The sequence below is a fragment of the Limnohabitans parvus II-B4 genome (assembly GCF_003063455.1).
In the GTDB taxonomy this organism is placed as follows: domain Bacteria; phylum Pseudomonadota; class Gammaproteobacteria; order Burkholderiales; family Burkholderiaceae_C; genus Limnohabitans_A; species Limnohabitans_A parvus.
Map to the genome: position 1 here is coordinate 439874 of NZ_NESN01000002.1, position 26002 is coordinate 465875.

Consider the following 26002-nt stretch of genomic DNA (forward strand, 5'->3'; position numbering starts at 1 on the left):
CTTGGAGCTAGTCATGAACTCACCCGTGATGCAGGGCCTGAACCTGAACACACCGTCTTACGTCAAGAACGCGAAACTGATCGCCTGGGTCGCCGAAATGGCCGCCCTGTGCAAGCCCGCCAACATCTACTGGTGTGACGGCTCGCAAGAAGAATACGACCGCCTGTGCGCCGAACTGGTGGCTGCAGGCACCTTCAAAAAGCTCAACCCCGCCAAGCGCCCCAACTCTTTCCTGGCTTGCTCTGACCCGTCGGACGTGGCCCGCGTGGAAGACCGCACTTACATCTGCTCGGCCCAAAAAGAAAACGCCGGCCCCACCAACAACTGGATGGAACCCGCGCAAATGCGCGCCACACTGAACCCGCTGTTTGACGGTTGCATGGCTGGCCGCACGATGTATGTGGTGCCTTTCTCGATGGGCCCGCTGGGTTCGCACATCAGCCACATCGGCATTGAGCTGACCGACAGCGCTTATGTGGCCGTCAACCAGAAGATCATGACCCGCATGGGCAAAGCCGTGTTTGACGTGCTTGGGACCAACGGCGACTTCGTGCCTTGCATGCACACCGTGGGCGCACCTTTGGCCGCTGGCCAAAAGGACACCACCAGCTGGCCTTGCAACCCCACCACCAAATACATCGTGCACTTCCCCGAGACCCGCGAGATCTGGTCTTACGGTTCGGGCTACGGCGGCAACGCGCTGCTGGGCAAGAAGTGCTTTGCGCTGCGCATTGCCTCCAACATGGGCAAAGACCAAGGCTGGCTGGCCGAGCACATGCTCATCTTGGGCGTGACCAACCCCGAAGGCAAAAAGTACCATGTCGCAGCGGCTTTCCCCAGCGCCTGCGGCAAAACCAACTTCTCGATGCTGGTGCCACCCAAGGCCTTTGAAGGCTGGAGCGTGACCACCATTGGTGACGACATCGCCTGGGTCAAGCCGCACACCGACGGCAAGATGTACGCCATCAACCCCGAAGCCGGTTACTTTGGCGTGGCTCCCGGCACCAACATGAAGACCAACCCCAACTGCATGCTGAGCCTGCACAAGGACGTGATCTTCACCAACGTGGCCCTGACAGACGACGGCGACGTGTGGTGGGAAGGCATGGAAAAAGACACCGGCTCTTTGCCCGACCATTTGATCGACTGGCAAGGCAAGGACTGGACCCCCCAGATCGCCAAAGAGACCGGCGCCAAAGCCGCTCACCCCAACGCCCGCTTCACCGTGGCCGCTGCCAACAACCCCGCACTCGACCCTGCATGGGACGACGCTGCGGGCGTGCCGATCGACGCCTTCATGTTCGGTGGCCGCCGCTCGACCACCGTGCCACTCGTCACTGAAGCGCGCAGCTGGACCGAAGGCGTTTACATGGCCGCGACCATGGGCTCCGAGACCACCGCTGCCGCCTTTGGCGCGCAAGGCGTGGTTCGCCGCGACCCGTTCGCGATGCTGCCTTTCTGCGGCTACAACATGAGCGACTACTTCCAGCACTGGCTCGACACCGGCGCCAAGGCCGAAGCCGCTGGCCACAAGCTGCCCGCCATGTACTGCGTGAACTGGTTCCGCAAGGGCGAAGACGGCTCGTTTGTCTGGCCTGGCTACGGCGACAACATGCGCGTGCTCAAGTGGATGATTGACCGCCTGGAAGGCAAAGCCCAAGGCGAACAAACCATGTTCGGCGTGGCCCCCACGTACGGCGAAATCACATGGACCGGCCTGGACTTCAGCGCCGAGCAGTTCAAGTCGGTCACCAGCATCGACAAAGCCGCCTGGCAAGCCGAATTCAAGCTGCACGACGAGCACTTTGCCCAACTGGCGTTCCATCTGCCCAAAGCGCTACTGGACACCAAGGCTGCACTGGAAGCGCGCTTGGCTGCGTAAATATCGGGTTCTGCGCCCAAGCGGCGCCTGAGGTTCAAACCGCCTCGGTCACAATCCGGGGCGGTTTTTTATTGCCTGCACAATCGGTTCATGTTCTCGATAGCCACCCCCGAATCCCGCGAACGCCGAGCCCTCTGGCTGCTCTGGATCACGCCTGCCCTGTGGTCCGTCAATTACATCGTGGCGCGCACCGCGCCCGGCGTGGTGGAGCCGCACATGTTGGCGCTGGGCCGTTGGGCTTTGGCGGGCTTCGTCTTGAGTTGGGTTGCTCGCAAGGAGCTTTGGCATGAACGCCATGGCCTCATCAAGGTGGCGTGGCAATACCTGGCACTGGGCGCATTGGGCATGCTGGTTTGTGGTGCTTGGGTCTACCAAGGTGCGCGGACCACGACCGCCATGAACATTGCGCTGATTTACGCGGCATCGCCGGTACTGATCGCCCTGGGTGCCGTGCTTTGGCTGGGCGAGCGGTTTTCCGGGCGTCAGGCCTTGGGTGTGGTCGTGGCTTTGTCGGGGGTGTTCCATGTGGTGGTCAAAGGCCAATGGGCGTCGTTGAACCAAGTGCAATGGGTGGCCGGAGACGGCTGGATTGTGCTGGCCATGGCTGCCTGGGCCGGGTATGCCTTGCTGCAAAAAAAATGGGCCAGCCCCTTGAGCGCCACCGCTCGGCTGGCGGCCATCTGCATGGGCGGCGTGCTGGTGCTTTTGCCGTTTGCAACATGGGAATACTTGCAAACTGACACCCCGCACTGGAGTCTGCACGCCACCTGGTTGGTGCTGAGTGCGGGTTTGGTGCCCGGCATTGGGGCTTACTGGGCTTATGGCTTTTGCCAGAAAGTGCTGGGTGCCAGCCGGGTGGCGGCCAGCCTGTACATGGGTCCGCTGTATGGCGGCTTGACGGCTTGGCTGGTGTTGGGTGAGTCCTTGGGCTGGCACCATGTGATGGGCGCCATGCTGATCTTGCCGGGCATTTACCTGGCCTCGCGCAAAACCACGCCAACACCCGAAGCCTGAACTGGGCGCCAGCAAGCAAAAGGCCTCCCGAAGGAGGCCTTGTGGTTCAAGGAGCGAGCCCCAGAGAGCGCCTGAAGATCAGATGTAGTACATGCGGCTTTGCAGCATGCGGGCGGTGCGGCGGGTCATCAGTGTGGTGATGTCATTCGCTGGCTGTGCGTCGTTACCGGCGCGGTCCATGGCGGTTTGCAATTCGCACATCAAGCGGCTGTCGGTTTGGGCCATGGCCCAAAGACGTTCGTCGGCACGGCGGCGCGCCACGTGGGCAGACCAGGCGTCCAGGCCGCCCATCAGGTTTTGAGCCAATGCACGGGTCACGCCGCGCAGCACGCCAATGGCCACAGCGGCCACGGCCCACAAGGCCAGCCATGCGGCCACCACATGGGACTCCGCCCAGCTGTCGATCATTTGGTCGGTGACGACCACCAGCGCAGCCACACCTGCGGCCAGCATGAGGGAGGCCAACGTTTTGGTGGACGTGGCGGAGGCTGCTGCCGAAGCAGCGTTGTGGGGCATCTGGCCCAGAATGGATTTGATAGCGGTGTTCATTTTGTGTTCCCTTGAATTGATTTTGTATGCTTTGGCAACCCAAATCATCAAAATCATGTCGCAATCATAGGGTTTTCACTGATGCTATTCAACTTTATATTCATGATATTTATCATTCACAATGGTGATACATATCGGCTGTTTGAATGAATCCCTCCATCCCTGCCTCTTTTCGCACCCTCGACTTGAACCTGCTTCGGGTTTTTGACGAAGTCATGGCCGAGCGCAGCCTGACCCGGGCCGCCCACAACCTGTCGCTCACCCAACCCGCCGTGAGCAATGCTTTGCGCCGTTTGCGCGATGCCTTGGACGACGAACTGGTCCGACGCCACGGCCACGGCATTGAGCCCACCCCGCACGCGCTGGCACTGTGGCCCAGCGTGCGCGAAGCGCTGCGCCAGTTGCAAGAGGCCATCGTGCCCAGCCCATTCGTGCCGCACGAAGCGACCAGCACCTTCGTGTTGGCCATGGCTGATGCCACGGCCGCCGAACTGATGGGCGGGCTCGCACGGCAGCTGCAAAGCGAAGCGCCTGGCCTTTCACTGCGTGTGGTGCCGTTGACCACGCGCGACCCGCGCAAGCTGCTGAGCGATGGCACCGCCGACATGGCGCTGGGCTACTTTCCGGCGGTGTTGACCGACCTGACGGGCCGCGCCCAGGCGGGCGAGGCCGTGGCTTTTGAGCACCAGCGCCTGTACGCCGGTGAATATGTCTGCGTGATGCGACAAGGCCACCCGCTGGCCGACCAGCCCCTGACGCTGGACGCTTACTGCGCCGCCCGGCACCTGCTGGTGAGTTTTTCAGGGCGTCCTTATGGCTTTGTGGACGAAGCACTGGCCTCGATCAGCAGGCAACGGCGCATCGTGCTGACCGTGAACCAGTTTTTCACCGCCGGGCAGGTGGTCGTCAGCTCGGACCTGCTCACCGTGCTGCCTCGCCACTTTGTGCCCACCACGGGCATGACAGACCAATTGGTGCTGCGCGACTTGCCCCTGGATGTGCCACCGGTCCACGTCGAAGCCCTTTGGCATCGCCGGGTGCAACACGACAGCGCCCACCAGTGGCTGCGCGGCCAGTTGTTGCAAGTGGCCCAAGCCGCCTTTGCCAATGAGGGCACCGCATGAAAATCCAATTGCTCTCGGACCTGCACCTGGAAGCCAACCCCGGTTTTGTACCCACACCTGCCCCCGACGCCGACTTGCTGGTGTTGGCGGGCGACATCGGCTCGTACCAGACGAACTCGGCGCTCACCACCGCCGGCGATGCCGACTTTGGCCTGAAACGCTTTTCGCCGCTGCACGGCTGGCCCACCCCGGTGCTGTTTGTGCCGGGCAACCACGAATACGACGGCCTGGACTTTGACGCAGCCCACGCACGGCTGCACGAGACCTGCGCCCGACTGGGCATCACCTGGCTGGAGCGCGAAGTGCTGCAGCTGGGCAAGGTGCGCTTTGTGGGCACGACGCTGTGGACCGACTTCGATGCGCTGGGGCCGCTGGCAGGGCAGCCCTTGCCAGACCCGGCATCGGCCAAATTCCCCACCCACTTCCATCACCCAAACAGCCAATATACGCGCCAGCTCAAAGCACGTGACAAGGCTTTTCGCGCGGCCAACTATTACCTTCGCAAAACCCAGACCACACGCCGAGGCGAAGCCTGGTTGGCCGAAGGCCTGCGCGAGCAAGCCCTGCTGTGCCAGGACTGGCTCCAGCAGACCCTGAGCACCCCATTTACCGGAAGTACCGTGGTCGTCACCCACTTTGCCCCCAGCCTGCGCAGCGCCGACCCGCGCTATGGCCAAGTGCCGGGCACAGCGGGTTTTTGCAATGCGCTGGACCACTTGCTGCCGCAGGCACAGCTTTGGTTGCACGGCCACTTGCATTGCCCCAGCGACTACACCCAGCACGGCTGCCGCGTGGTGGCCAATCCGCTGGGTTACGCGCACAAAGGAGAACAGCTGTTGTTTGATGCGCAACGGGTATTGAAGACAGGGACCTGAACCTTGGCCACAACTCGAACGGTTCATCACAGCAATGCTTGACAGAGGTCAAGACGAACAATTTCAATGCCAGTAAATTGGATGCTTGTTCAAATTTTTGAGGAGCGCACCATGAAAATCTTGTTGGCCGTTGATGGCAGTGAATACACCAAAAAAATGCTGGCTTACCTGAGCACTCACGACGAGTTGTTCAATGCCAACAACAGCTACACCTTGCTCACGGTGCAACCCCAACTGCCGCCCCGCGCACGCGCGGTGGTGGGCAAGGAAGCGGTTGAAACCTTCCACCGCGAAGAGTCGGAAAAAGTGCTAAGCCCGGTCACCAAGTTCTTGCTGCGCCACGGCATCGATGCCAAAACCGTGTCCAAAGTGGGTCACGCAGGCGAAACCATCTCCAAGACGGCAGACAGCGGCAAATTTGATCTGGTGGTGATGGGCTCACACGGCCACGGCACTTTGGGCAATCTGGTCATGGGCTCGGTGGCCACCCAGGTGCTGGCGCACTGCAAAGTGCCCGTGCTGTTGGTTCGCTGAACGCTCTGGCACTGTTTGTGGGCGACACCCCGCCCGCAAAGTCAGCGGGCACTCAGCCCGTCAAAGCAGGTGCTCATGACCAGATCGAGAATTTGCTCGTCGGTGTGCTGTTCGCCCATTTTGAGGAATTCCAGCACCGGGTCGCAAGCGCGTGCAAACAAGGTGTAGAGCACAGCCACGGCGGGCAAGCCCTTGTTGATTTGTCCTTGCGCCTGGGCTTCTTCGATCCAACCGCCCAGCGCATCGCTGACTTCCATCAAACCGTCCATGTAATCCTTGTTCGCCATCAAGGTGGCGCGCAAGCTGGAGTTCTGGCTGGGCAAGGACGGCATCAAGCCTTGCAGCTTGAGGGTCATGGTCCAGCGCGTCACGGCCTTGAGCTTGTCGATGGGTGCCTGACCGGCGGGCAAGGACTGGATAAAGTCTTGCGCCTTGCGCATGGCCGCCACCATCGCGGCGCAAGCGAGTTCTTCTTTGCTGGTGAAATGCTTGTACAGGCTGGCCTTGGCAATGCCCACTTCGGCGGCCACTTCGTCCACCGTCATCGCATCAAAGCCTTTTTCGGCCAGAAAGCGGTTCACCGACTGGATGATCGCCATCTCTCGCGCTGCCAGCATCTGGATCTTGAAAGACTTCTTCGGCGGTTTCTGGATGTCGGTGTTCATGGCCGAATTCTAGCCCCGCTGATCAAAAAAAGACCGATGGGTCACACCCAAACCTAAGCCATTCAAAATTCACCCGTCTTTGTGCACCCCGGCCACCCCTGAACGGATGCCCAGTTTCGCCTGCACCTTGAACACCCCATCGGCCAAGGCCGGGTTGGGGGTGGTCCTGAATTCAGCACTGATGCCCTCGGGCTTCACCTCCAGCAAGGTGTAACCGCGCTCATCGGAGCGGGCATGCAAGATGTCCGGGTTGCTGTCACGGATTTGGGCCAGCAACTTTTCTCCCAGGCCGCGTGACGTGATGGACGTGGTCACGATCTCGCTGGCCACCACGGGCGAACGCTCGTCATTGGCTTGCACACGCAACTGGGCCGCCACGTTCATGTGCACATCGCCCCCCAACATGACCACGTTTTTCAACTGCGCCTCTGCCACGGTGCTCAGCAAACGGGCACGCGCCTGCGGATAGCCATCCCAACCATCGGTGAACGCACTGCGGCCCAAAGGCGTGTTGACGCCGCTCGAACTCATTTGTGTGGACTGGGCCACCAACTTCCAGCGCCGAGTGCTGCGGGTCAAGCCCTCGGTGAACCATTGCTCCTGAGCCATACCCAACATGCTGCGCGCCGGGTCGGCCAAGGCATCGCAGCCCACCACCACGCGACCACCGCCCCGGTTTGGGTCAGGGCAAGCCTGGTGGTCTCGGTATTGGCGGCAGTCCAGCGTCCACACATCGGCCAGCTGCCCCCACGCCAAACGGTCATGGATGCGCATCTGACTGGGGTTGGCCGGATCAGGCCCCAGGCGCACGGGCATGTGTTCAAAGTAAGCCTGGTAGGCGGCAGCACGGCGGCGCAAAAACACCTGCGGATCACTGAAGTTGCGGTCCAGGTCGTTGGCGTAATCGTTGACCACTTCGTGATCGTCCCAAGTCATCAGCCAGGTGTGGGCTGCGTGGCAGGCGCGCAAATCGGCATCGGTCTTGTACTGGGCATGGCGGTCTCGGTACTCGTCCAACAAGGTGGGCACACCGCCCAAGTGCTTGCGCAACATGTGTTGCGGGTTAGAGCTTTCATAGATGTAGTCGCCCACAAACAGCACCAGATCCAGATCACGCTGGGCCATTTCACGGTGCGCCGAAAAATAGCCTTGCTCGTAATGTTGGCAAGACGCCAGGGCAATGCGCAAGCGGTCCACTGCGTCATTCGCAGCTGGGCTGGTGCGGGCGCGCCCCACCGGGCTGGTGGCACTGCCGCAGACAAAACGGTACCAATATGGTCGCCCCGCCTGCAAACCACTGGCCACCACATGCACGCTGTGGGCACGCGCTGCATCGGTCTGAACACGCCACTGGCGCACGGGCTGGCGCAAAGCCGCATCGGCAAACACCTCGCACACCACTGAAATGCTTTGCGCTTTGAAGGCCGCATCGGCCTCGGTGATGCGCAAGCGGGTCCACAACACCACACTGCCCGGCTGCGGCTGGCCACTGGCCACACCCAAACTGAACGGATCGGCCTGCCAACGCGGACCTTGGCCTGCGCCGGCCGCACTGGTCAGCGCTTGTGCCTGGGCGGCAGGCGCGAGCCAGGGCGACATGGCCAAAGCCAAAGCCATGCGGTTCCAGTCGCGCCGGGACACGTTCGTGCAAGGTGAAATCCCCGTCAAGGATTCAGGCGTTGGGGCTGAGTTCATGGAAGTTCGGTGCACGGCTTGGATGGTGGCGCACATGTTACCTGCCGCAAGAGCCAGGACCGCAGGTGACACGTCCCGCCCATCCGGCACGGCACAATGCGGGCCATGAATTCGCGCAAAGACCATCTGGACGGACTGGCCATCGGCACCTTGCTGGCCTGCTGCATGTTTTGGGGCCTGCAACAGGTGCTCGTCAAATCCATCATGGGCGAAGTGGCCCCGCTGTTTCAAGCCAGCCTGCGCTGTGTGGGCGCTTGTGTGCTGCTGCTGGTGTGGTGCCGCGTGCGCGGCGTGCGCCTGTTCGAGCGGGATGGCAGCCTCTGGCCCGGCCTGTTGGCGGGCGGCTTGTTTGCGGCAGAGTTCGCCTGCATTTATTTGGGCTTGCGCTACACCTCGGCCTCACGCCTGACGGTGTTCCTCTACACCTCGCCGTTTTGGGTGGCTGCGCTGGTGCCGCTGTTCGTCAAGTCAGAGCGTTTGCGCCCCCTGCAATGGCTGGGCATGGCCTGCGCCTTTGTGGCGGTGGCTTTTGCCATGCGCGAAGGCTTGGGCGCGGGCAGTCACGGCGACAGCGCTTTGGGCGATTTGCTGGGCCTGGCCGCCGGGGCACTGTGGGGTCTGACCACGGTGACCATCCGCGCCAAAAACCTGACACGCATCGCCCCTGAAAAGCTGCTGTTTTATCAAATCGCCACCACCGCCGTGGCCGTGCCCTGGATCTCGCTGGCACTGGGCGAAAGCTGGAACTTCAACTGGAGCCCACTGGCCTGGGGCTCGATACTGGCACAAACCGTGATCGGTGCTTTCGCCAGCTACCTGGCCTGGATGTGGATGCTGGGCCGCTACCCGGCCACCAAGATTTCGGTGTTCGTGTTTTTGACGCCCTTGTTTGCCCTGCTGTTTGGCACCTTGTTGCTGGGCGAGGCCGCCACCCCCACGCTGCTGATGGCGCTTGGGCTGGTGGCGGTGGGCATTGTGCTGGTCAACCGCAAACCCTCATGAAGAACCCCATGACTTACCAAGCCCTGCAAATCCAAAAAGACGATGCCGGTTACCGCTGCACCCTGCAAACGCTGGATGACAGCGCCCTGCCCGAAGGCGATGTGACGGTACAAGTGGACTACTCCACCCTCAACTACAAAGACGGCCTGGCCATCACGGGCAAGAGCCCAGTGGTGCGCAAGTTCCCGCTCACGCCCGGCATTGACTTGGCGGGCACCGTGACCGACAGCCAACACCCGCTGTTCAAAGCGGGCGACCAAGTCGTTTTGAACGGCTGGGGCGTGGGCGAGAGCCACAGTGGCGGCTTGGCGCAAAAAGCTCGGCTCAAAGGCGACTGGCTGGTCAAGTTGCCAACCGGCTTCACCCCGCGCCAAGCCATGGCGATTGGCACCGCAGGCTACACCGCCATGCTGTGCGTGATGGCGCTAGAAAAACACGGCGTCACAGCCGCCAGCGGTGACATCTTGGTCACGGGCGCAGGCGGTGGCGTGGGCAGCGTGGCCATCGCCTTGTTGGCCAAGCTGGGCTACCGCGTGGTGGCCAGCACAGGCCGCCTGCAAGAAGCCGATTACCTGCGCCAGCTGGGCGCGGCCGACGTGATGGACCGGGCCGAACTGTCGGCCCCCGGCAAGCCCCTGGCCAAAGAGCGCTGGGCGGGCGTGGTCGACACCGTGGGCAGCCACACGCTGGCCAACGCCTGCGCCAGCACGAAATACGGCGGCGTGGTCACCGCCTGCGGCCTGGCCCAAGGCATGGACTTTCCATCCAGCGTGGCACCTTTCATCTTGCGCGGCGTCACGCTGGCCGGCATCGACAGCGTGATGGCCCCGCGTGCCGTGCGCGAAGCGGCTTGGGCGCGGCTGGCACAAGACCTGGACACCGTACAGCTGGAGCGCATGACCCGCGAAGTGGGTCTGGCCGAGGCCATCGGCTTGGGGGCGGAGATTTTGGCGGGGCAGGTGCGTGGCCGGGTGGTGGTGAACGTGAACGGCTGAAGTCCCCGATAATCACGCCTTCTGATTTCCAACGGCCCGCCCTGTTCAGATCTTGGCGGGCCTTCTTTTGCGGAGCAACACATGAGCACTTTCCAAACCACCGGCGCACGCGCCACGGGCCTGGCCACGCTGGCCGCTGACGGCACCGTGCTGGACACCTGGTTCCCGGCCCCCGAACTGGCCGATGGCATTGCGGCCAGCGGCAGCACCCGCCTGACCGAAGCCGAAGCCGTGGCCGCCTTGGGCGCTGATGTGGCCCAAGCCCTGACCGCCTGCACTGTGCGTGGCACCTTCGTGGTGGCCGTGCGCACCGAGATCAAAAGCCTGGCCGACGCGCCCACCGACACGCACGACGCTTACTTGCGCCTGCACCTTCTGAGCCACCGTCTGGTTCAGCCGCACGGCGCCAACGTGACCGGCATTTTTGGCCTGCTGGCCAACGTGGCTTGGACCAACTTTGGCCCTTGCGCTGTGAGCGAAGTGCCCGCCGCCCGCCTGAAGGCCCGAGCCGCTGGCCGCATGCTCGAAATCAAAGGCGTAGACAAATTCCCACAGATGACCGACTACGTGATCCCATCGGGCGTGCGCATCGCCAACGCCGACCGCGTGCGCCTGGGCGCGCACCTGGCCAGCGGCACCACCGTCATGCACGAGGGCTTTTGCAACTTCAACGCGGGCACCTTGGGCGCCAGCATGGTTGAAGGCCGCATCAGCGCGGGCGTGGTGGTGGATGACGCCAGCGACATCGGCGGCGGCGCGTCCATCATGGGCACGCTGTCGGGTGGCGGCAAAGAAGTCATCAAGGTCGGCAAGCGCTGCCTGCTGGGCGCCAACGCCGGCATCGGCATCTCGCTGGGCGACGACTGCGTGGTCGAAGCCGGTTGCTACATCACCGGCGGCAGCCGCGTGCAACTGCCCGATGGCAGCCTGATGAAAGCCAAAGAGCTGTCCGGCAAAAACGGCATCTTGTTCCGCCGCGATTCACAGTCGGGCGCGTTGCACGCGATCCCGCGCAACAAGAGCTGGGGCGAGTTGAACGCTGAGTTGCACAAGAACTGATTTTTTCGGTTCTGCAATAAGAAACGGCGTGCCTGCGGAAGTGGGCACGCCGTTTTGTTTTGTCCGTTGGCTTCATCGCGTCTTCACAATAAGCTTCGAGCTAAGCGCCCTCCCGAAGCGAGTCCGCTTGAGCAAGGGGTGAAGCCCCGCCCCCTGGCTAGGCTGCAACAAGGCCGACAACTTCACGAAGTCCGTCCAGTGCTTGTTGACTTTTCAAACATGGATGGCCTCGCTTTGCTGGAGGCACTCACTGAATGAATACTTGAATAGATACTTCAAGCCTCCGAGGGGTTCAAGTCGTTGTCAGCTAAAGGATTTTTGAAGTTCTATCCAATTTCATTGAATAGATTGGATGCAACCGCCGCTCAACGCACCCGATCCACCAACTGCTTCATCAGCGTAGTCACCGTTTTGTCGGCGCTGTTGATCGAATAGATCTCGGACATGTGGCTGTGACCCATGAGTTTGTAGAGGCCGGGGCATTTGCCCGCTTTACAAAGAGCGGCGTTCAATTGTTCGCTTTGGGTGTGAAAGTCTTGCGGGTCCAGCTCGGCATAGGCCAGCAACATCAGCACTTGGGATGCGACCAAGCCGGGCACCGCTGAGCGGGCGGGGTACTGAGCGGCGTCTTGGCCAAAGTAGGCTTGCAGGGGCGGGTTGGACTCGGCCGTGGTCGGGTCAAAGATGCCCGAGAGCATGACCGCACCGGCCAGGCCCGAGCCGGGCACCACATGGAACTGCGGATGCGCCAGGTATTGCGCCACATGCGCCGCACCCGCCGAGTGGCCCATGAGGATGATGCGTTGGGGGTTGCCACCGCTGGCTGCGATGTTCTCGCGCACCCACTTCAGGGCCGACTGGATGTCTTGCTGCGCAGCGGGCCAGGGGTGGGCCGGGGCCAGGCGGTAGGTCATGTTGACGCCCACCATGCCCTGGCGCACGGCCCACAGCATGATGTTGTCGTAAAACGGACTGTCGCCGGTGCGGCGCTCGCCGCGCATGAAGGCGCCGCCGTGCACAAACACCAGCACGGGCTGGTTGGCCTGCGGTTTGTCGAGGGTGAACACGTCCAGCAGGTGGCGGGCATCACCGCCATAGCGCACGTCACGGCGCACCTGCACCCCGGCATAGGGCTCGCGCTCTTGCAGGGGTGCGTACAGCTTTTCGGTCGGTGGGGGGGCCACTACGCGGCCGATCTTGGCCAACTCGGCGGCGATCTGCGACGTCACGGCAGAAGGCAGTGCGACAGTTTTGGAAGAAGGCGCAGAAGCACACCCCACCAAGGCCAAAGACATCAGGATTCCACAAACGATGCGCATGACAAGAACTCCAGTTAGATCAAAAAGGTGCTCGGCCCGATGAAGTCTGAGCAATATGTTTGCCGTTGGGAGGATTTTGTGGGAGCTTGCCCTGCAAGCGAAAAGCCTGTGATCCACAAGCATCTGATCGCCAGCAGGGCTAGCTCCCACAAGGTGCAAGATGGAAGTCACCCTGCAGACTTCAAAGGGCCGGATCACTAGCGCCTACGGATCAAGCCTTGCCCAAATGCTGCTGCGCCAGCGCCACATACCAGTCCAGGCACCCCGGGTTGGCCATGGCGTCTTTGTTGACCACCTTTTCCAGCGGCTGGCCGAGCATCAGTTTCTTGATCGGCAACTCCTGCTTCTTGCCTGACAGGGTGCGCGGAATCTCGGCGACCTGAAAAATTTCGTTCGGGATGAAGCGTGGGCTGAGCGCCACCTTGATGGCGTTGTTGAGCTTGGCCTTGAGCGCATCGTCCAGCAAGGTGCCGGGGCGCAACACCACAAACAGCGGCATGTAGCTTTCTTTGCCCAAGTACTCCAGGTCCACGACCATCGAATCCATGACTTCGGGCAGAGCCTCGACGGCGCTGTACAGCTCGCTGGTGCCCATGCGCAGGCCGTGGCGGTTGATGGTGGCGTCGCTGCGGCCGAAAATGACGCAGCCTTCGCCCTCGCCCTTTGTCTCAGGATTCCCGTTGCCAATCCGCAGCCAATCGCCATGCCGCCAGACGCCGCCCATGCTGGCCGGGCCGTCGCCTCCCCCGGGTTGGCGGCCATGGCCTGCGGGGTACATCTCGAAATAGCTGGCCAGGTAGCGGGCGTTGTCCTTGTCACCCCAAAAGAACAGCGGCATGGACGGGATGGGCTGCGTGCAAACCAGCTCGCCCACTTCGCCTTTGACCGGCTCGCCCGCTTCGTTCCACGACTCGACCGCAGCGCCCAGCATGCGGCATTGCATGACGCCGGGCTCTTGCGGCAGCTCGCGGTGACCGCCCACAAAGGCACCCGCAAAGTCGGTGCCGCCCGAAATGTTGCACCACCAGATGTTGGTACCGATGGCCTTGAACTGGTCTGTGCCCCAGCTTTGGGTTTCGGGTGACAGAGGTGAGCCCGTGGTGCCCAATGCACGCACCTGCGACAGGTCGCCGCAACGGGAAATGTCCACATTTGCTTTTTGGCAATTGGCAAAGTAGGCTGCGCCCGCGCCAAAGAAGGTGACTTTTTCTTGCGCCGCCATGCGCCACAAAATGCCCCAGTCAGGTTTGTCTTTGCTGCCGCCGGGGTTGCCGTCGTAGATCACGCAAGTCACGCCATTGAGCAAGCCCGCCACCTGAGCGTTCCACATGACCCAGCCGGTGGAGCTGTACCAGTGAAAGCGTTCGCCAAAGCTGTTGGGGTGGTAGCTGCAGCCCACATCGTTGTGCAAAATCTTGTTGGCCAGGGCCACGATCACGGTGCCGCCGTGGCCATGCACGATGGGCTTGGGCAGACCAGTGGTGCCACTGGAATACACAATCCAAAGCGGGTGGTCAAACGGCAGCCACAGTGGCTCGAAAGCCTGCACCTCGGCATCGTCGCGCGATGTGATGGCCGACATTTGCACGCTGGCCGCCACGTCGCAGCTGGCCAGGTCGAGCGTGCCCAGGTTCTCGTGCACGATGACGTGTTGCACCGTGGGCAGCGCATCTTGGAGTTCCTGCAGCACGGCCATGCGGTCGAAATCACGCCCGCCATAGCTCACGCCGTCCACCGCGATCAGCACCTTGGGCTCAATCTGTTTGAAGCGGTCGAGCACGGCGTTGGTCCCCATGTCGGGCGCACAAATGCTCCACACGCCGCCCACGCTGACCGTGGCCAAAAACGCCACCATGGCTTCGGGGATGTTGGGCAAATAAGCCGCCACCCGGTCACCCGGCTGCACGCCTTGGGCTTGCAGGTGCAAGGCCAAAGCGGCCACTTGGCGGCGCAGCTCGGGCCAGCTCATCTCGCGGCGCAGGCCTTTTTCGTTGATGCTGATGACCGCCGACAAGCCTTTTGCGTGTGCAGGCTGAACGTGCCGGAACACCTGGTGCGCGTAATTGGTTTTGGCGCCCTCAAACCACACCGCGCCAGGCATGGCATTTTTGGACAGTGCGGCTTGGTGCGACGTGGGCGACTCCAGCCCGAAGTAATCCCAGATGCTTTGCCAAAAGCCTTCCAGATCGGTCACCGACCATCGCCACAGGTCGTTGTAAGTGGTCGTCCCTGAAAAATCCACTTTCAGCCCACCACCCAGTTCATTGAAGCGGAGTTGATCGGTTTTACGGTGAAGATTCCTCGTAATTTGCGCTGCAAATCGCTGAAATCGGTCCAACCCGCTGCCTGCAACAGCCGCAAAAAAAGGCTCAGCTCTTTTTTGACGATCATCCGCAGCAACCAGCGGATGTTGTAGCCCGCCGCGCATAGCACTGCGTGCAAACTGTCACCGTTTGCGCCTTTGAGGTGGCAGCGATTCATCCGGTGGTCTGCTTTCAAGTGGCCGATGATCGGCTCAATGGCTTGCCGGCGTTTGAGATTTTTACGCTCTTCCTGCGTCAGTGACTTGAACTTGCCGCGGTGCTTGATGTCGATGCCCGGGTTGGCTTGGTCCACGCCCCGGTAGCCCAAGTCGACATAGACGGTTTCAGGTTTCATGCCGGTCGCCTGCATCAGGATACTGGCTTGCTCGAGCTGCTCGTTCAGTGTGTGGCCGTCATACGGGTTGCCGGGAAAGCTGCGTGCGCCGACGATCAAATTGCCTTGCAGCGTGGTGGCAATGCCCACCTTCACACCGAACTCGTACGGGGTGCGGCTCTTTCCCTTGGCGATGCATTCAACTTCTGGCGCATGCCAGCTGTAGAGCTTGCCTTGCTTGCCGGGGTTCTTCTTGCTGGCCGTCTGCGAGATCAGGCGCTGGGCTTGGCTCAGCGTGTGGCCCAAAGTTGCTTGCACGGCCAGGCCCAGGGCGCTCATCTTGCGGCCCACTTCACGCTGCAAGCGGCCCACGATGGTGCGCTGACGCTGGATCACTTTGCGCATGCGCTTGTACTGGCGGGCGTGGGCGTAGCGGCCCGCTTTGTAGCCCAGCAGCTGGCCCTCTTTGGCGTAGGTTTGCTTGAGCTCAATGCCTTGGGCCTTGGCCGTCTCGACCAGTTTGGCGCGTGCCGTGCCTAGAAGTTTGCTGTCGGTGGGGTGGGTAATGGCTTTTTCTTGGACGGTGGAATCCACAATGATTTGGCTGAGCTCGCTCTTGGCAATGAGTTTCAAGGTGACCGCCACTTCAATGGTGCGGGCCAGCAATTCTTCAACGCCTTCTTCACCGATGAGCTTGCGGAACTTGACCAACAAGGTGGGGTCGCAAGGCCCGCGGTGCTCAAAGTAGGCCAGGCCGGAGAAGTACTGCCAAGTCGGAGTCTCGCCCCAGCGCTGGCAGACGTCTTCGTCGCTCTCGTTGAAGGCGTGTTTGAGGTACAGCAGCGAGGCCATCAAGCGAAGCGGCAAGCGGGGCCGACCGGCGTTGGAGACGGCGGCACCAGCGGTGATGACTGTCGGGCCAAACAGACCCGAGTCTTCGATCTGTTTGCCCGTGCGCACTTGCCGGGCAAAGCGGTGAGCCAGCGAAGATTCGATCTCTTGCCAGGGCATGCGACTGGCCAGCACCGCCAAGGGATGGCGCAGGTCAATCATGTGGTCCAAACGGCTGCGAAAGAAATCGTCGGTGCTGGCGGTCATGGAAATTTCTCAAAAACTCCCAGAAATAGTATCTGGAGGGGTTATAAGGCGAGAGAAATTATAGCTCAAAATTGCGTAAATATTCAATTAAATCAATGGGTTACGGATATTTCAGGGGCGACTAAGTGGCAAAACTCAGGCCGCGTTGGTCACGCAACCAGTTTTGGTACAGACGAATCTGAGGCACATAGGGTGCGGATTCATGGGGGCGTGTGGCGGTGTTCATGGCGCTGAGCGTAGCAGCGCCAGTGCATGGCTGTCACCTGCGACAACCCTCAAAAAGCGCGCCTAGGTGACAGCCTCAGGACGGGGCCACAACATCACACGACAAGGTGACCGTCTGGGTGGTCGCATGCACTGGGCTGGCCCACAAGGCCACGGCCACCCATGCCATGACGCATGGACGCTTCACTTGGCGTCAGCGTCCTGGCTCATGCGTGCACTCTTCCAGTACACGTCATCGCCGCCGTTCATGCGGTTGAGCACACGCGCCAACACAAACATCAAATCGGACAAGCGATTGAGGTATTGGCGCGGCATTTCGTTGATGGCCTCTTCGTTGCCCAGCGCGACGCAAGCGCGTTCGGCTCGGCGGGCCACGGTGCGGCAAACGTGGGCCTGCGCGGCACCGCGTGTGCCTGCAGGCAAGATGAACTCTTCGAGCTTGGGCAACTGCGCGTTGTAAGTGGCCAGCGCTGCATCGAGTGCCGCCACGGCCTCTTCCTTGAGCAATTCAAAACCAGGAATGGACAGCTCCCCACCCAAATTGAAAAGCTGGTGCTGCACTTCAACCAGCACCTCGCGCACACCCGCAGGCATGTCTTCGCACAGCAACAGGCCGATCTGGGAATTGAGTTCATCCACCTCGCCCATGGCGTGCACGCGCAAGCTGTTTTTGGACACACGCTGATTGTTGCCCAAGCCGGTGGTGCCGTTGTCGCCGGTGCGGGTGGCGATTTGTGTGAGTCGGTTGCCCATGGTGTTAAAAGTCGATGACCTGAAGTTCTGACTGCTTGCAAGTATGCCTTCAAGTGGCACACGGCCCATCAGATACCCAGTTGCCCAACCTCTTTGCGTATCTGTCTTCTCAACTCAACCGTTCTGTCTTCTTCTGGATAGGCATCAAGCCTGGCTTTGAACACATGCCATTTGGCGGTGTTCTTTTGCATGTAGCGCTGGTGAATTTGGGCTCTTAAATTTTCATTCAAAGCATTCAGCTCCGCCATGAATTGCGGGCTCTCTCTGTCACAACTCCATTCTGATAATTTTTCAATCAAATCAGCGTCAGGATCGGTTTTGTTTTCATTCAAGTATTGGGTTAATATTTCCATCCACTTAGCCAACTCTTTATCAGTGTGAGTACCATACCAAAAATTTATTTGCCAAACTGGATTGTCAATATCGCGAACATGAATGAACAGCCCTGTCTTATTTTTATTATTTTTTTCTTCACCGCCGGTTACGTATTTTGTTGTCCACTCTCTAACATCCGTAAAATTGTAAATTTTATCAGTTGCTTCTGCAAATAAATGGATTTTTTGAGAAGCTGAATCTATCCCTATTCCTGATTTATTATGATAATGTTTATGCGCGTATTTTTCGGTGGCTTTTTTAAATATGTCTTCGATTTTTCCATCTGAATTCATTTCAAACATTTTAAATATCAAACGAAAAACAATAAAACCGCCAACAATATACAATGCGAAATATTCCACCTTATGCCCTCTTTTAAGTTGTTTATTTGTTGATTGGGAAATTAATTCTCTGTCTTCTTTTGTCGATCACACCCAGGAATTTTGTGATTCCAATTTTTCAAATCCGGTGCGCATCTGCGGACAACTTCTTTGCCCTCGACACCGCAAGTGATTTGCAGGAAAAAGGGCAAGTCACCGCATGAGAACTGCCTGGGTTGAGGTTCGATTTTGGGTTCTGGTTTGGGCAGAGGGGCCGGCTCAGCTGGCGCATGAACGGGTGCAGGCGGCGCTACTGGCGCTTGCATGGGAACAGCAGGCTGCGACACTGGGCGAGGCGGTTTGGTCACTGGCTTTGTGACCGTGGGTGCGGCTGGCGTTGGCAAAGCAACCGGGGGCGGAGCCGCCACCACGGGCGGGCTCACGGGTGGCGCGACGGGAACAACTGCAGGCGCAGGCTGCGTAACCGGAACAGTGGCAGCTGGAGCTGCCGTGGGTGCCTGGACTGCTGGCACTTGTGGCTGGTTTTGCGCCGAGGACTTGCCTCCGCCGAGATAGAAATAGGCACCACCTGCAGCGACCAAGACCAGAACCAAAGCACCACCGATTGCCAACCACGACAATTTACGCGCAGGCGCTGCCTCCACGGGACGAACTGGGGCTGGGGCTGGGGCTGGGGCTGGAGCTGGAGCTGGAGCTGGCTGCGGCTCGGGGGCAGGCGTCAGGACTGGCGGATTGCTCGTCGGCGTTGGCGTTGGCGTTGGCGTTGGCGTTGGCGTTGGCGTTGGCGTTGGCGTTGGCGTTGGCGTTGGCGTTGGCGTTGGCGTTGGCGTTGGCGTTGGCGTTGGCACGACCTCAGCTTTGTCTTCGGGTTTCACCAAGCTGGTGAATTGATGTCCACATTTCACACAAAACTTGCCCGTGCTGGAAGGTGTATCACAAGAAGGGCAAATGACGGCAGAACTGAAGCCAGCACCACAGCCGATACAAAACTTGGCTCCGTCGCGGTTATCGGTTTGGCAAGCAAAACATTTCATGGGGCGACCCTCTTCAACACAGACAAAATTGTGGAAATTAAAAGACCGATTCAGGCATCAGCCTTATCGAATACGCAAGAGCTTGATATTGGCTAACGGGGTATCAAGGACCATGGTGTTTGAGTCGATGAGACGGAAAACTGTCCCCATCGGACTGCCTTCGGGGTACACGGTGACCTGTCCGTCCTTGACCTCGTAACGAACCTTGACCCGAACCCCATTGTTTTGCATCGTGTCCGCAGAAAATTCAAATTTCATAGCCTCAAAGAGGTTGTTTTCTGGTTCCCATTTGCCAATCAAGGGATTGGGGGTTCCCCAGCTGAACAACTTGGAAAACCAACCCATGGTTGACCCGCTCTTTTCAGTGACCGACGATTTGGAGACCTGCTGTTTTTGAGCGGCTGCAAAGCTGGCATCTGTCGCAACCTGCCATTTGCCCTCTTTCAACACCAAAGTGACCTGTCTTTCAACATCGCCTACGTGCTGAGGTTGCAGCGTTTTCCAATCATTGGTCTGCGTCCAGGGGGCCGGGTTTTTGAGTGCGAAGGTCACAGAAGCCGATGAAAATTCCTGCTCACCCACTTTCTCTGAAGGCGTGAATTCATTGACTGATTTGAGTTCAAGCCCGTCTGCAAAACACAAAGCCTTACCGCGAATGAACTTGGCCGACTCTGGCGTTCTTTCGTATTTCAGAACGACTTGACTGAAAAATCCACCACCTGTGGTGACAGTTTCGGGACCAGAGTACAGACCTGCACTGGACAAAAGATTCAACCACCGCTCCGTGCCTGCGTCGTAGGAATTGACGTGCACGGTGGCCCGGTCATAGGCAAAATTCTTCAGACAGTAGTCTTCACTGAACAGTGTGGGTTGCTTTAGCAACTCTCGGTTGATGGCATTGGCAAAATTGGTTTTGGATGCGCTTTCTGGCATCAACACATAGGCCGCACCGGCCATCGCCGCGATCACCAGCACGGCAACACCCACTATTCGGGAAATTTGGCGTCGAACGGGAATGCCCATCGATGGTGCAGCTTGTGTCGCACCATGCGGGCTGGACACTGCCACGGGCTTGACCATCGGGTGGCCGCAAGTCTCACAAAAGCGTCCGTCGTCAGGGTTTGAATGTCCACACTGGGTACAGAAAGCCATGCCTGTCCCCTTATTTGAGTTTGTGGCCGCAGCCGCCGCAAAACAGATCAGCGTCAGTGACCGTCATGGAACAACTCGGGCAAGTCAGGCCAGCAGGAGCCTCTTTCGGGGTGGCTTGTTGTGCCGCAGCCGCCTGGGCAGCAACCTGTGTCTTGATCTCTTGGGCACGCTCTTTAGCCGCCTGCAGTTGCTGGTTGACTTTGTCTTCGGCTTCACGAAGAGACAAGCCCGCGATGGCCGTGTGATGAATGATGGCTGCGCCTTTCATGCCCACGAGAAAAACGGGGATCGCTGCAACCAAAAACAAGATCGTGGAGCCCAAGCCTAATGCCCACATGTACCCACTGTTGCCGCCAGAACCACCCATCAAGCCCATAAGACCGTCAAAGTTCATCGACATGCCGAAGATGCCCGCAGACATGCTCAGTGTGATGCCAACGCCGCTGCCGACAATACCCACCACAATACCGCTCACCACCACCATCAACAGACCAAGCATCAAGCTCATGACCACCGCCATGATCAATCGGTGGCGTGCGATTTCCTTGAGCATGACCAGCGCCGATATGGCCGTCGAGCCGCTCCAGATCGCCGGGGCAGCCAGGGGAATCGCCACATACAGCAAGCCAAACAACACCAGACCGGTCAACAATGCGGCCACCGGGTAAACGATCGCGAACAAAAGAGGGCCAACGCCTGGGATTTTGCAAATCAGCAGCAAAACACCGAGCACCAACAAGTAAGCCAAAAAGAGGATGCCCTCAAACAACAGGACCAACAGCAAGCGATGGCTTGTGAACAGCGAGGTAAGCAAAGCATCCGTGATGTTTCGCTGCGGGCGTCCCCAGACGCCGTCACTGACGAGTATGCCCGCCGCATTTATGCCCACCAAGGCGATGCCGAAGGTCATCAAAATGGCCAACATGAAAAGGAAGCCGGCCATGCCGCTCATGACCATCGACGCGAAGATGGCAGCAAATGTGGCATTCACAACCACACACGCCAAAAATGTCATGACCAGCACCGCAAAAGGACGCCATTGGGTCACCGCATCAAGGGCCCCGAGCAGCGAACTTGATTGGTTCAGGTTGTTGCGCAGATCCGCCGATGGGTTCTGCTGCATTGTGTTGTTTGCCGCTGTCATGAAAAGTCCCTTTGATTCAAAAATCTGAATGGCTGAAGAAGCGATGCCGATGGATCGCCGTTCTCGTTCTTTAACCCGCTTTGTTCTCCGAAGGCACAGGCCCGGCTTGCACCGTCACCCGCTCCACCCCTTTGGGCACGCACGAATCGATTTGCCGGATGAACGTGATTTGTTTGCCTTTGGCCGTGGTGATGACGTCGGGCGTCAGGCTCAACTTGCGAGCTTTGGCTTCTTCGGGGCGAACCGCCAGAATGATGTCTGCCGAGCCCCGCTCATCGGCCATTTTTTCGGCCAGCTTTCTGAGCTTTTCAACTGCGGCGGCATGCTCTGGACGGTTTTTGGTGGCAGTCGGCAATTCGACGGTCAAGGACTCAAAAGCTTTGACCTTTTTGGTGTCTTTGCCATCGTCGGTTTTCATGCTGACGTCTTGCGTTTTCACCTCGCCAACCATGACGCCTTTGGTCTTTGCAATCGGCGCGATGGTGGCAATGATTTCTTGGCGAGAAGCCGCAGCGTCTTCCAGCTCTTGCCGTCTGGCACGCTCAAAGCCCAACAAGCCCCCAGCGGCAGCGCCGACCACACATGCCGTCAAGCGGTCACCGCCAACGATTTGCGCCATCAAAACACCCCCTGCACAACCCAGGGTTGCGCCCGCCACCGTGCTGACGGTTTTTTGATCAACTGACTCGAGGCTTTTAGGGATACTTTCACACCCCACAAGCCAGCCAGCAAGGCAGAGAATGGTCAGTTTTTTCCCCACATGCAAGCCGTGGCGCGTGGTCAAAGAGAATGAATGAAGGTGTGTCATTTGAGGTTGGCATCCAGAATGGCGTTGGCATGTTTGAGTCGTTCATCGTCGAGTTGCTTGCTCAACGTGTGAATTGAATCGTTGTGGGCTTGAGCCGCAGTTGCTGGCTTTTGTTGACGCACAGGCGCTGGCGATTGAGTGCCTGCAACCACAGGCATCGGGGCAGGCGATGGCGATGGCGGTACAGACGCGGTGTCAGCCCTCGCGCCCGATTTGGGCAACGACTCATCCGGCTTGGCGACAGGTCTTTGCTGCTCAACTGGCGTGCGCACAGGCAACAAGCCCAATCGATCCAGCAGCTGCCCCCCACCAAACGTAGCCCCCAACAGCAGCAACGTGTTGATCGGGGCCAAGTGCTTGGCTGTGAAGCTTCTGAACTTTTCGTAGATTCCCACTTTGGGTGGACTCGGACTTTCTGACATGCGTTTGTTCAAAGAATGAAATAGCAATAAAACCGTGACCGGAAATATATCACCCAAAAACAACTTTAAAGTTCTAATAATTTGACATTTTTAGCTTACCATTTATTAATTTATACATGGTGCTTCATGCTTTGCCGAGATGCAAAACCCCGTCAAACCCCTTACGAACTCACTGATCATCCCCGTCGTCAGGCAACCATCGGCTCAGTACTTCCTCTTTGCAGACGTGTCGTTTGGCTTGATCCAGCGCCACACTGGACAAAACCGTTCCTTGCCCAAGTGGGCCTTCGTAGGCATAGCCATTGACTTGTCGACCTCCTTGGTCTTGCCGGTAGGACTGCAATTTGTAAGTGTCACCGTTGGCGCACTGGCCCACTTCAAGGGGCGACGTCCAAACCGGTGGCGACTGGGCATTCGTCACCGCTGTCAAGACCAAGAGACCTAAAGCGGCCAAAACATTGATTCGCTGCATGTTGCTTCCTTTGTAAATTGTTAGAGACTCTCTTTTGTCGCTTTAAAAATACTTTGGTTCACTTAATTTTCCAAGCCCCTCTAGAATCAGCGCATTTAGCCTCCGACCTTCGTTATGACCGAACTGCCTCCATCCACCTTGCAACACTTGCTGGCCCAAATCGGGCAACAGGACTTCAAGGCGTTTGAGCGTGTGTACCGGCATTACCACGACCGCGTCTTTGCCTTTGTGCTGCACATGCATGCCGATCGGGCTGATGGCGAAGAAATCACCAACGATGTTTTTTTGACTTTGGCCAAGAACCCCATGGCTTACCAAGGCCATGCCCGGTTTTCAACCTGGCTGTTGGGAATTGCCAAGAACAAGGTGTTTGACAGGATGCGTCAACGGGGGCGGCATGTTCGAACCGAGTCTGTGGACGAGAACACGTGGTGTGCGATGGCCGACGCATCGGGCGATGTGGTGACGCAGGCTTTGCGCCACGAAAAAAGCTTGGCGCTGGACCATTGCCGGGATCAATTGCCTCTCGAACAAAAACAGGCGCTGTACTTGGCCTATTACATCGATGCCAGCGTGGAGGTCATCGCCGCAGAACAACAATGTCCCACGGGGACTGTGAAATCACGGTTGTTCAATGCGCGACAAAGCATGCGTCGCTGCCTTGAGCGCTGGCAAGGAGGCGTCACGCCATGAACTCACCCCAAACCGACGAACAACGTTTTGCCGAAAATTTGCCGTTTTACGTCAATGGCAGTTTGCCCACCGACGAACACGCCTGGATGGCGGTGCGCCTTGTGCAACATCCGCAATGGCAAACGGATGTGGATCAAGCTCGACAAGAACGCATCGCCTGCCAAGCCGTGCACTCGGATATCGCTGAATCTGTTCGCCTGGCACGCATACGCAGTCAACTCGCTTGGCCAGATTCGACCATTCAAACGCAAGCGCCCAAGCAAAAAAATCCACGCACAGTACTGACGCACCCGTGGCTGACGGGTTTGTTGGGCATGCTGCTCGGTGCTTTACTGGTTGCAGGCATGGGCATCCGCGCGCCACACGGTGGCCCCACAACCAACGCCAAGCAGGATGCAGCGCTGCACCGGGGTGAGCGCCGCGACTGCCCTGTGGCGCAAGACATTCGGATCTCCCTGTCGCCCTCCACACAATGGGGTGTGCTTGCGCAGTTGCTGCGCAAGCTCCAATTGCAATTGGTCAGTGGACCCAACCAGGATGGCGAAGTGTGGGTGCGCATCGACAAGGGTGCGTCCATGGCCGAAACCCTGAGTCTGCTGCGCAACAGTCCATTGATTGAGCTGGCGCTGCCTGCCAGCACTCCACCTTTGTCCCCACCATGCCCATCATGAACCGGCTCCAGATCATTGCAGTTTGGATGTGCCTGGCTTGCTTTTGCATCCCAGCGAAAGCACAAGAAACGGCTAGCCCATCGCGCACCGAATCTCGCGCCAGCTCACCCCGAAAACTGGCACTGGTCATCGGCAACAGTGAATACCAAGGGGTCAATCGTCGCCTGAAAAATCCGATCCATGATGCCCAGTTGATGAGTCAGACATTACTCAAACTGGGGTTTGAAGTGCAGACGCACTTGGATTTATCTCGCGCAGAGATGGGCAAACGCGTGTCAGCGTTTGCGGCCTCCTTACCTACAGGTGCCACATCGCTGGTGTTCTATGCCGGTCATGGCGTGCAAATTGGTGGTGCCAGTTATTTGATGCCCACCGACATACAACTGAGCAACGAGCAAAACGTGCAACTGAGCGCTTACCCTTTGCGGCGTTTGCTGGACGAAGTTTCTGCTGCGCCATCTGCCGTCAACATCGTGATCCTGGACGCCTGCAGAGACAACCCTTTTCAGCCTGCTGCGCCCGTGCGTTACCGCAGCACGGGACCGATCGGATTGGCAAAAACACGCGCTCCTCGGGGCACTTTGTTGGCTTATTCAACCCAGCCAGGTCAACTGGCTGCAGACGGTAAAAACAACAACAGCGTCTACACGGCTGCTCTGGCCAACACCTTATTGGAGACCGGATTGACGGTGGAGGAGGTTTTCAAAAAGGTCAATGCGCTGGTGCGGGACAAGACCCGTGACGATCAAATTCCTTGGTATGAATCCTCCATCATCGAATCCATTTACTTTTTGCCATCGACGCCAAAAGCATCATCGCCAAAAAATAGCAACGAACTCAAAGGGCTTGAACAACTTGGCTTAGAGCCCTACTGGCGGTCCCCATTTCAAGGGATGGATCTGGACAACTACGAGTGGTGGAAAAGTGCGGAGCCAGATCAACCACCCGACTGGCATCTACATTTAGACAACTATGAGTGGGGCAAGCTGAGTGATTACATGTATTCCCGAGAACACGACAGCAAACTGGAAGATATTCCACCGTGGCTCAAACGTGCAGAAAACGGCAATGTGATCGACATGACTTCTTTGGGTGTCTTGTACCGGGATGGGTCTATTTTTTACCGAAAAGACAAAAACTTCCAATTGCCACCCAACCACGCAAAGGCGCTGTATTGGTTGCAAAGAGCGGCAGAAAGGAAGTTCGCATTGGCCCAACTTTACTTGGCCAACATGTACCAACGCGGTGAAGGGGTCAAAAAAGACAATGCAAAGGCCCGGCAATTACTGAACGAAGCATCTAAGACACAAGTTCCCGACTGGAGAATACAAGCCGTGAGCCGCGCTTTTGAAAACGACTGAACAGTCAGAGGGATTAAGCGGGGTATTGGTGGCCACGTCCAAAACACCGCAGCAGAGTACAAAGCTACCCCGTTAACGACATAATCCACCTTAAGACAAGCAG

26 protein-coding genes and 1 pseudogene are annotated in these 26002 nt (G+C 58.8%); 13 read left to right on the forward strand and 14 right to left on the reverse strand.

Annotation, left to right across the window (positions count from 1 at the left end):
• Positions 1 to 13 precede the first annotated feature (13 nt).
• Complete coding sequence (locus tag B9Z37_RS06845; protein WP_108312243.1) at positions 14 to 1882, forward strand: phosphoenolpyruvate carboxykinase (GTP); 1869 nt, start codon at positions 14 to 16, stop codon at positions 1880 to 1882.
• Positions 1883 to 1972: 90 nt separating this feature from the next.
• Positions 1973 to 2896 carry a DMT family transporter gene (locus B9Z37_RS06850; RefSeq protein ID WP_108312244.1) on the forward strand — a complete coding sequence of 308 codons (924 nt, stop codon included), beginning with the start codon at positions 1973 to 1975 and terminating at the stop codon, positions 2894 to 2896.
• Between the two features lie 78 nt (positions 2897 to 2974).
• Here B9Z37_RS06850 and B9Z37_RS06855 read toward each other — a convergent pair whose 3' ends face one another.
• Positions 2975 to 3445: a hypothetical protein gene (locus B9Z37_RS06855; RefSeq protein ID WP_146179712.1), complete on the reverse strand. Its 471-nt coding sequence runs from the start codon at positions 3443 to 3445 to the stop codon at positions 2975 to 2977.
• A 146-nt stretch (positions 3446 to 3591) separates the two neighbouring features.
• Between B9Z37_RS06855 and B9Z37_RS06860 the strand changes: the two genes are divergently transcribed.
• The 3 genes from B9Z37_RS06860 (at position 3592) to B9Z37_RS06870 (ending at position 5978) form a co-directional block, all read left to right on the forward strand.
• Complete coding sequence (locus B9Z37_RS06860) at positions 3592 to 4569, forward strand: LysR family transcriptional regulator (protein ID WP_205872556.1); 978 nt, start codon at positions 3592 to 3594, stop codon at positions 4567 to 4569.
• Positions 4566 to 5444: a metallophosphoesterase gene (locus B9Z37_RS06865; protein WP_108312246.1), complete on the forward strand. Its 879-nt coding sequence runs from the start codon at positions 4566 to 4568 to the stop codon at positions 5442 to 5444. Before B9Z37_RS06860 ends, B9Z37_RS06865 begins: the two co-directional genes overlap by 4 nt.
• A gap of 111 nt (positions 5445 to 5555) precedes the next feature.
• Entirely contained in the window at positions 5556 to 5978 is a 423-nt protein-coding gene (locus B9Z37_RS06870; protein WP_108312560.1) for a universal stress protein, read from the forward strand.
• 41 nt (positions 5979 to 6019) lie between these two features.
• On the opposite strand, the gene B9Z37_RS06875 is transcribed toward B9Z37_RS06870, so the two are convergent.
• Both B9Z37_RS06875 and B9Z37_RS06880 read right to left on the reverse strand, forming a co-directional pair.
• Positions 6020 to 6643 (reverse strand): TetR/AcrR family transcriptional regulator, encoded by a 624-nt coding sequence (locus B9Z37_RS06875; RefSeq protein WP_108312247.1) that lies wholly within the window; start codon positions 6641 to 6643, stop codon positions 6020 to 6022.
• A gap of 69 nt (positions 6644 to 6712) precedes the next feature.
• Positions 6713 to 8338, reverse strand: coding sequence for an alkaline phosphatase D family protein (locus tag B9Z37_RS06880; RefSeq protein ID WP_108312561.1), 1626 nt, complete (start codon positions 8336 to 8338; stop codon positions 6713 to 6715).
• Between the two features lie 105 nt (positions 8339 to 8443).
• On the opposite strand from B9Z37_RS06880, the gene B9Z37_RS06885 reads away from it, so the two are divergent.
• The 3 genes from B9Z37_RS06885 (at position 8444) to dapD (ending at position 11394) form a co-directional block, all read left to right on the forward strand.
• Complete coding sequence (locus B9Z37_RS06885; RefSeq protein ID WP_108312248.1) at positions 8444 to 9340, forward strand: DMT family transporter; 897 nt, start codon at positions 8444 to 8446, stop codon at positions 9338 to 9340.
• A gap of 8 nt (positions 9341 to 9348) precedes the next feature.
• Positions 9349 to 10335, forward strand: coding sequence for an acrylyl-CoA reductase (NADPH) (gene acuI / locus B9Z37_RS06890; protein WP_108312562.1), 987 nt, complete (start codon positions 9349 to 9351; stop codon positions 10333 to 10335).
• Positions 10336 to 10416: 81 nt separating this feature from the next.
• Complete coding sequence (gene dapD, locus B9Z37_RS06895; RefSeq protein ID WP_108312249.1) at positions 10417 to 11394, forward strand: 2,3,4,5-tetrahydropyridine-2,6-dicarboxylate N-succinyltransferase; 978 nt, start codon at positions 10417 to 10419, stop codon at positions 11392 to 11394.
• 365 nt (positions 11395 to 11759) lie between these two features.
• Here the strand turns inward: dapD and B9Z37_RS06900 are convergent, their stop codons facing one another.
• The 5 genes from B9Z37_RS06900 to B9Z37_RS06920 all read right to left on the reverse strand — a co-directional run bounded on the left by B9Z37_RS06900 (position 11760) and on the right by B9Z37_RS06920 (position 18163).
• Complete coding sequence (locus B9Z37_RS06900; protein WP_205872557.1) at positions 11760 to 12713, reverse strand: alpha/beta hydrolase; 954 nt, start codon at positions 12711 to 12713, stop codon at positions 11760 to 11762.
• A gap of 211 nt (positions 12714 to 12924) precedes the next feature.
• Entirely contained in the window at positions 12925 to 14955 is a 2031-nt protein-coding gene (locus B9Z37_RS06905; protein WP_240606643.1) for an acetoacetate--CoA ligase, read from the reverse strand.
• A gap of 2 nt (positions 14956 to 14957) precedes the next feature.
• The gene (locus B9Z37_RS06910) at positions 14958 to 16448 is read right to left on the reverse strand and encodes an IS5 family transposase (protein ID WP_240606644.1); all 1491 of its coding nucleotides are present in this window, start codon (positions 16446 to 16448) and stop codon (positions 14958 to 14960) included.
• Positions 16449 to 16856: 408 nt separating this feature from the next.
• Complete coding sequence (locus B9Z37_RS06915) at positions 16857 to 17426, reverse strand: cob(I)yrinic acid a,c-diamide adenosyltransferase (RefSeq protein ID WP_108312250.1); 570 nt, start codon at positions 17424 to 17426, stop codon at positions 16857 to 16859.
• Positions 17427 to 17494: 68 nt separating this feature from the next.
• Positions 17495 to 18163 (reverse strand): DUF4755 domain-containing protein, encoded by a 669-nt coding sequence (locus tag B9Z37_RS06920; protein WP_146179713.1) that lies wholly within the window; start codon positions 18161 to 18163, stop codon positions 17495 to 17497.
• A gap of 282 nt (positions 18164 to 18445) precedes the next feature.
• Between B9Z37_RS06920 and B9Z37_RS14575 the strand changes: the two genes are divergently transcribed.
• Both B9Z37_RS14575 and B9Z37_RS14465 read left to right on the forward strand, forming a co-directional pair.
• Entirely contained in the window at positions 18446 to 18697 is a 252-nt protein-coding gene (locus B9Z37_RS14575; protein WP_205872558.1) for a hypothetical protein, read from the forward strand.
• Between the two features lie 49 nt (positions 18698 to 18746).
• A complete protein-coding gene (locus B9Z37_RS14465) occupies positions 18747 to 19028 on the forward strand; it encodes a hypothetical protein (protein WP_167394336.1) in 282 nt (93 codons plus the stop codon).
• A 67-nt stretch (positions 19029 to 19095) separates the two neighbouring features.
• Here B9Z37_RS14465 and B9Z37_RS14780 read toward each other — a convergent pair.
• The 6 genes and pseudogenes from B9Z37_RS14780 to B9Z37_RS06950 form a co-directional block, all read right to left on the reverse strand.
• A pseudogene (locus B9Z37_RS14780) lies at positions 19096 to 19176 on the reverse strand (zinc-ribbon domain-containing protein); the annotation flags it as partial.
• Between the two features lie 63 nt (positions 19177 to 19239).
• Positions 19240 to 20256, reverse strand: coding sequence for a hypothetical protein (locus tag B9Z37_RS06930; protein ID WP_108312252.1), 1017 nt, complete (start codon positions 20254 to 20256; stop codon positions 19240 to 19242).
• Positions 20257 to 20338: 82 nt separating this feature from the next.
• Complete coding sequence (locus B9Z37_RS06935) at positions 20339 to 21472, reverse strand: hypothetical protein (protein WP_108312253.1); 1134 nt, start codon at positions 21470 to 21472, stop codon at positions 20339 to 20341.
• Between the two features lie 70 nt (positions 21473 to 21542).
• The gene (locus B9Z37_RS06940) at positions 21543 to 22091 is read right to left on the reverse strand and encodes a hypothetical protein (protein WP_146179716.1); all 549 of its coding nucleotides are present in this window, start codon (positions 22089 to 22091) and stop codon (positions 21543 to 21545) included.
• Positions 22092 to 22276: 185 nt separating this feature from the next.
• A complete protein-coding gene (locus B9Z37_RS06945) occupies positions 22277 to 22675 on the reverse strand; it encodes a hypothetical protein (protein WP_146179717.1) in 399 nt (132 codons plus the stop codon).
• A 196-nt stretch (positions 22676 to 22871) separates the two neighbouring features.
• Complete coding sequence (locus B9Z37_RS06950; RefSeq protein WP_108312256.1) at positions 22872 to 23174, reverse strand: hypothetical protein; 303 nt, start codon at positions 23172 to 23174, stop codon at positions 22872 to 22874.
• 114 nt (positions 23175 to 23288) lie between these two features.
• On the opposite strand from B9Z37_RS06950, the gene B9Z37_RS06955 reads away from it, so the two are divergent.
• The 3 genes from B9Z37_RS06955 to B9Z37_RS06965 are packed head-to-tail and all read left to right on the forward strand — an operon-like array spanning position 23289 to position 25899.
• Positions 23289 to 23867, forward strand: coding sequence for an RNA polymerase sigma factor (locus tag B9Z37_RS06955; protein WP_108312257.1), 579 nt, complete (start codon positions 23289 to 23291; stop codon positions 23865 to 23867).
• Positions 23864 to 24538: a hypothetical protein gene (locus tag B9Z37_RS06960; protein ID WP_108312258.1), complete on the forward strand. Its 675-nt coding sequence runs from the start codon at positions 23864 to 23866 to the stop codon at positions 24536 to 24538. Before B9Z37_RS06955 ends, B9Z37_RS06960 begins: the two co-directional genes overlap by 4 nt.
• A gap of 26 nt (positions 24539 to 24564) precedes the next feature.
• Positions 24565 to 25899 carry a caspase family protein gene (locus B9Z37_RS06965; RefSeq protein WP_240606663.1) on the forward strand — a complete coding sequence of 445 codons (1335 nt, stop codon included), beginning with the start codon at positions 24565 to 24567 and terminating at the stop codon, positions 25897 to 25899.
• Positions 25900 to 26002 lie beyond the last annotated feature (103 nt).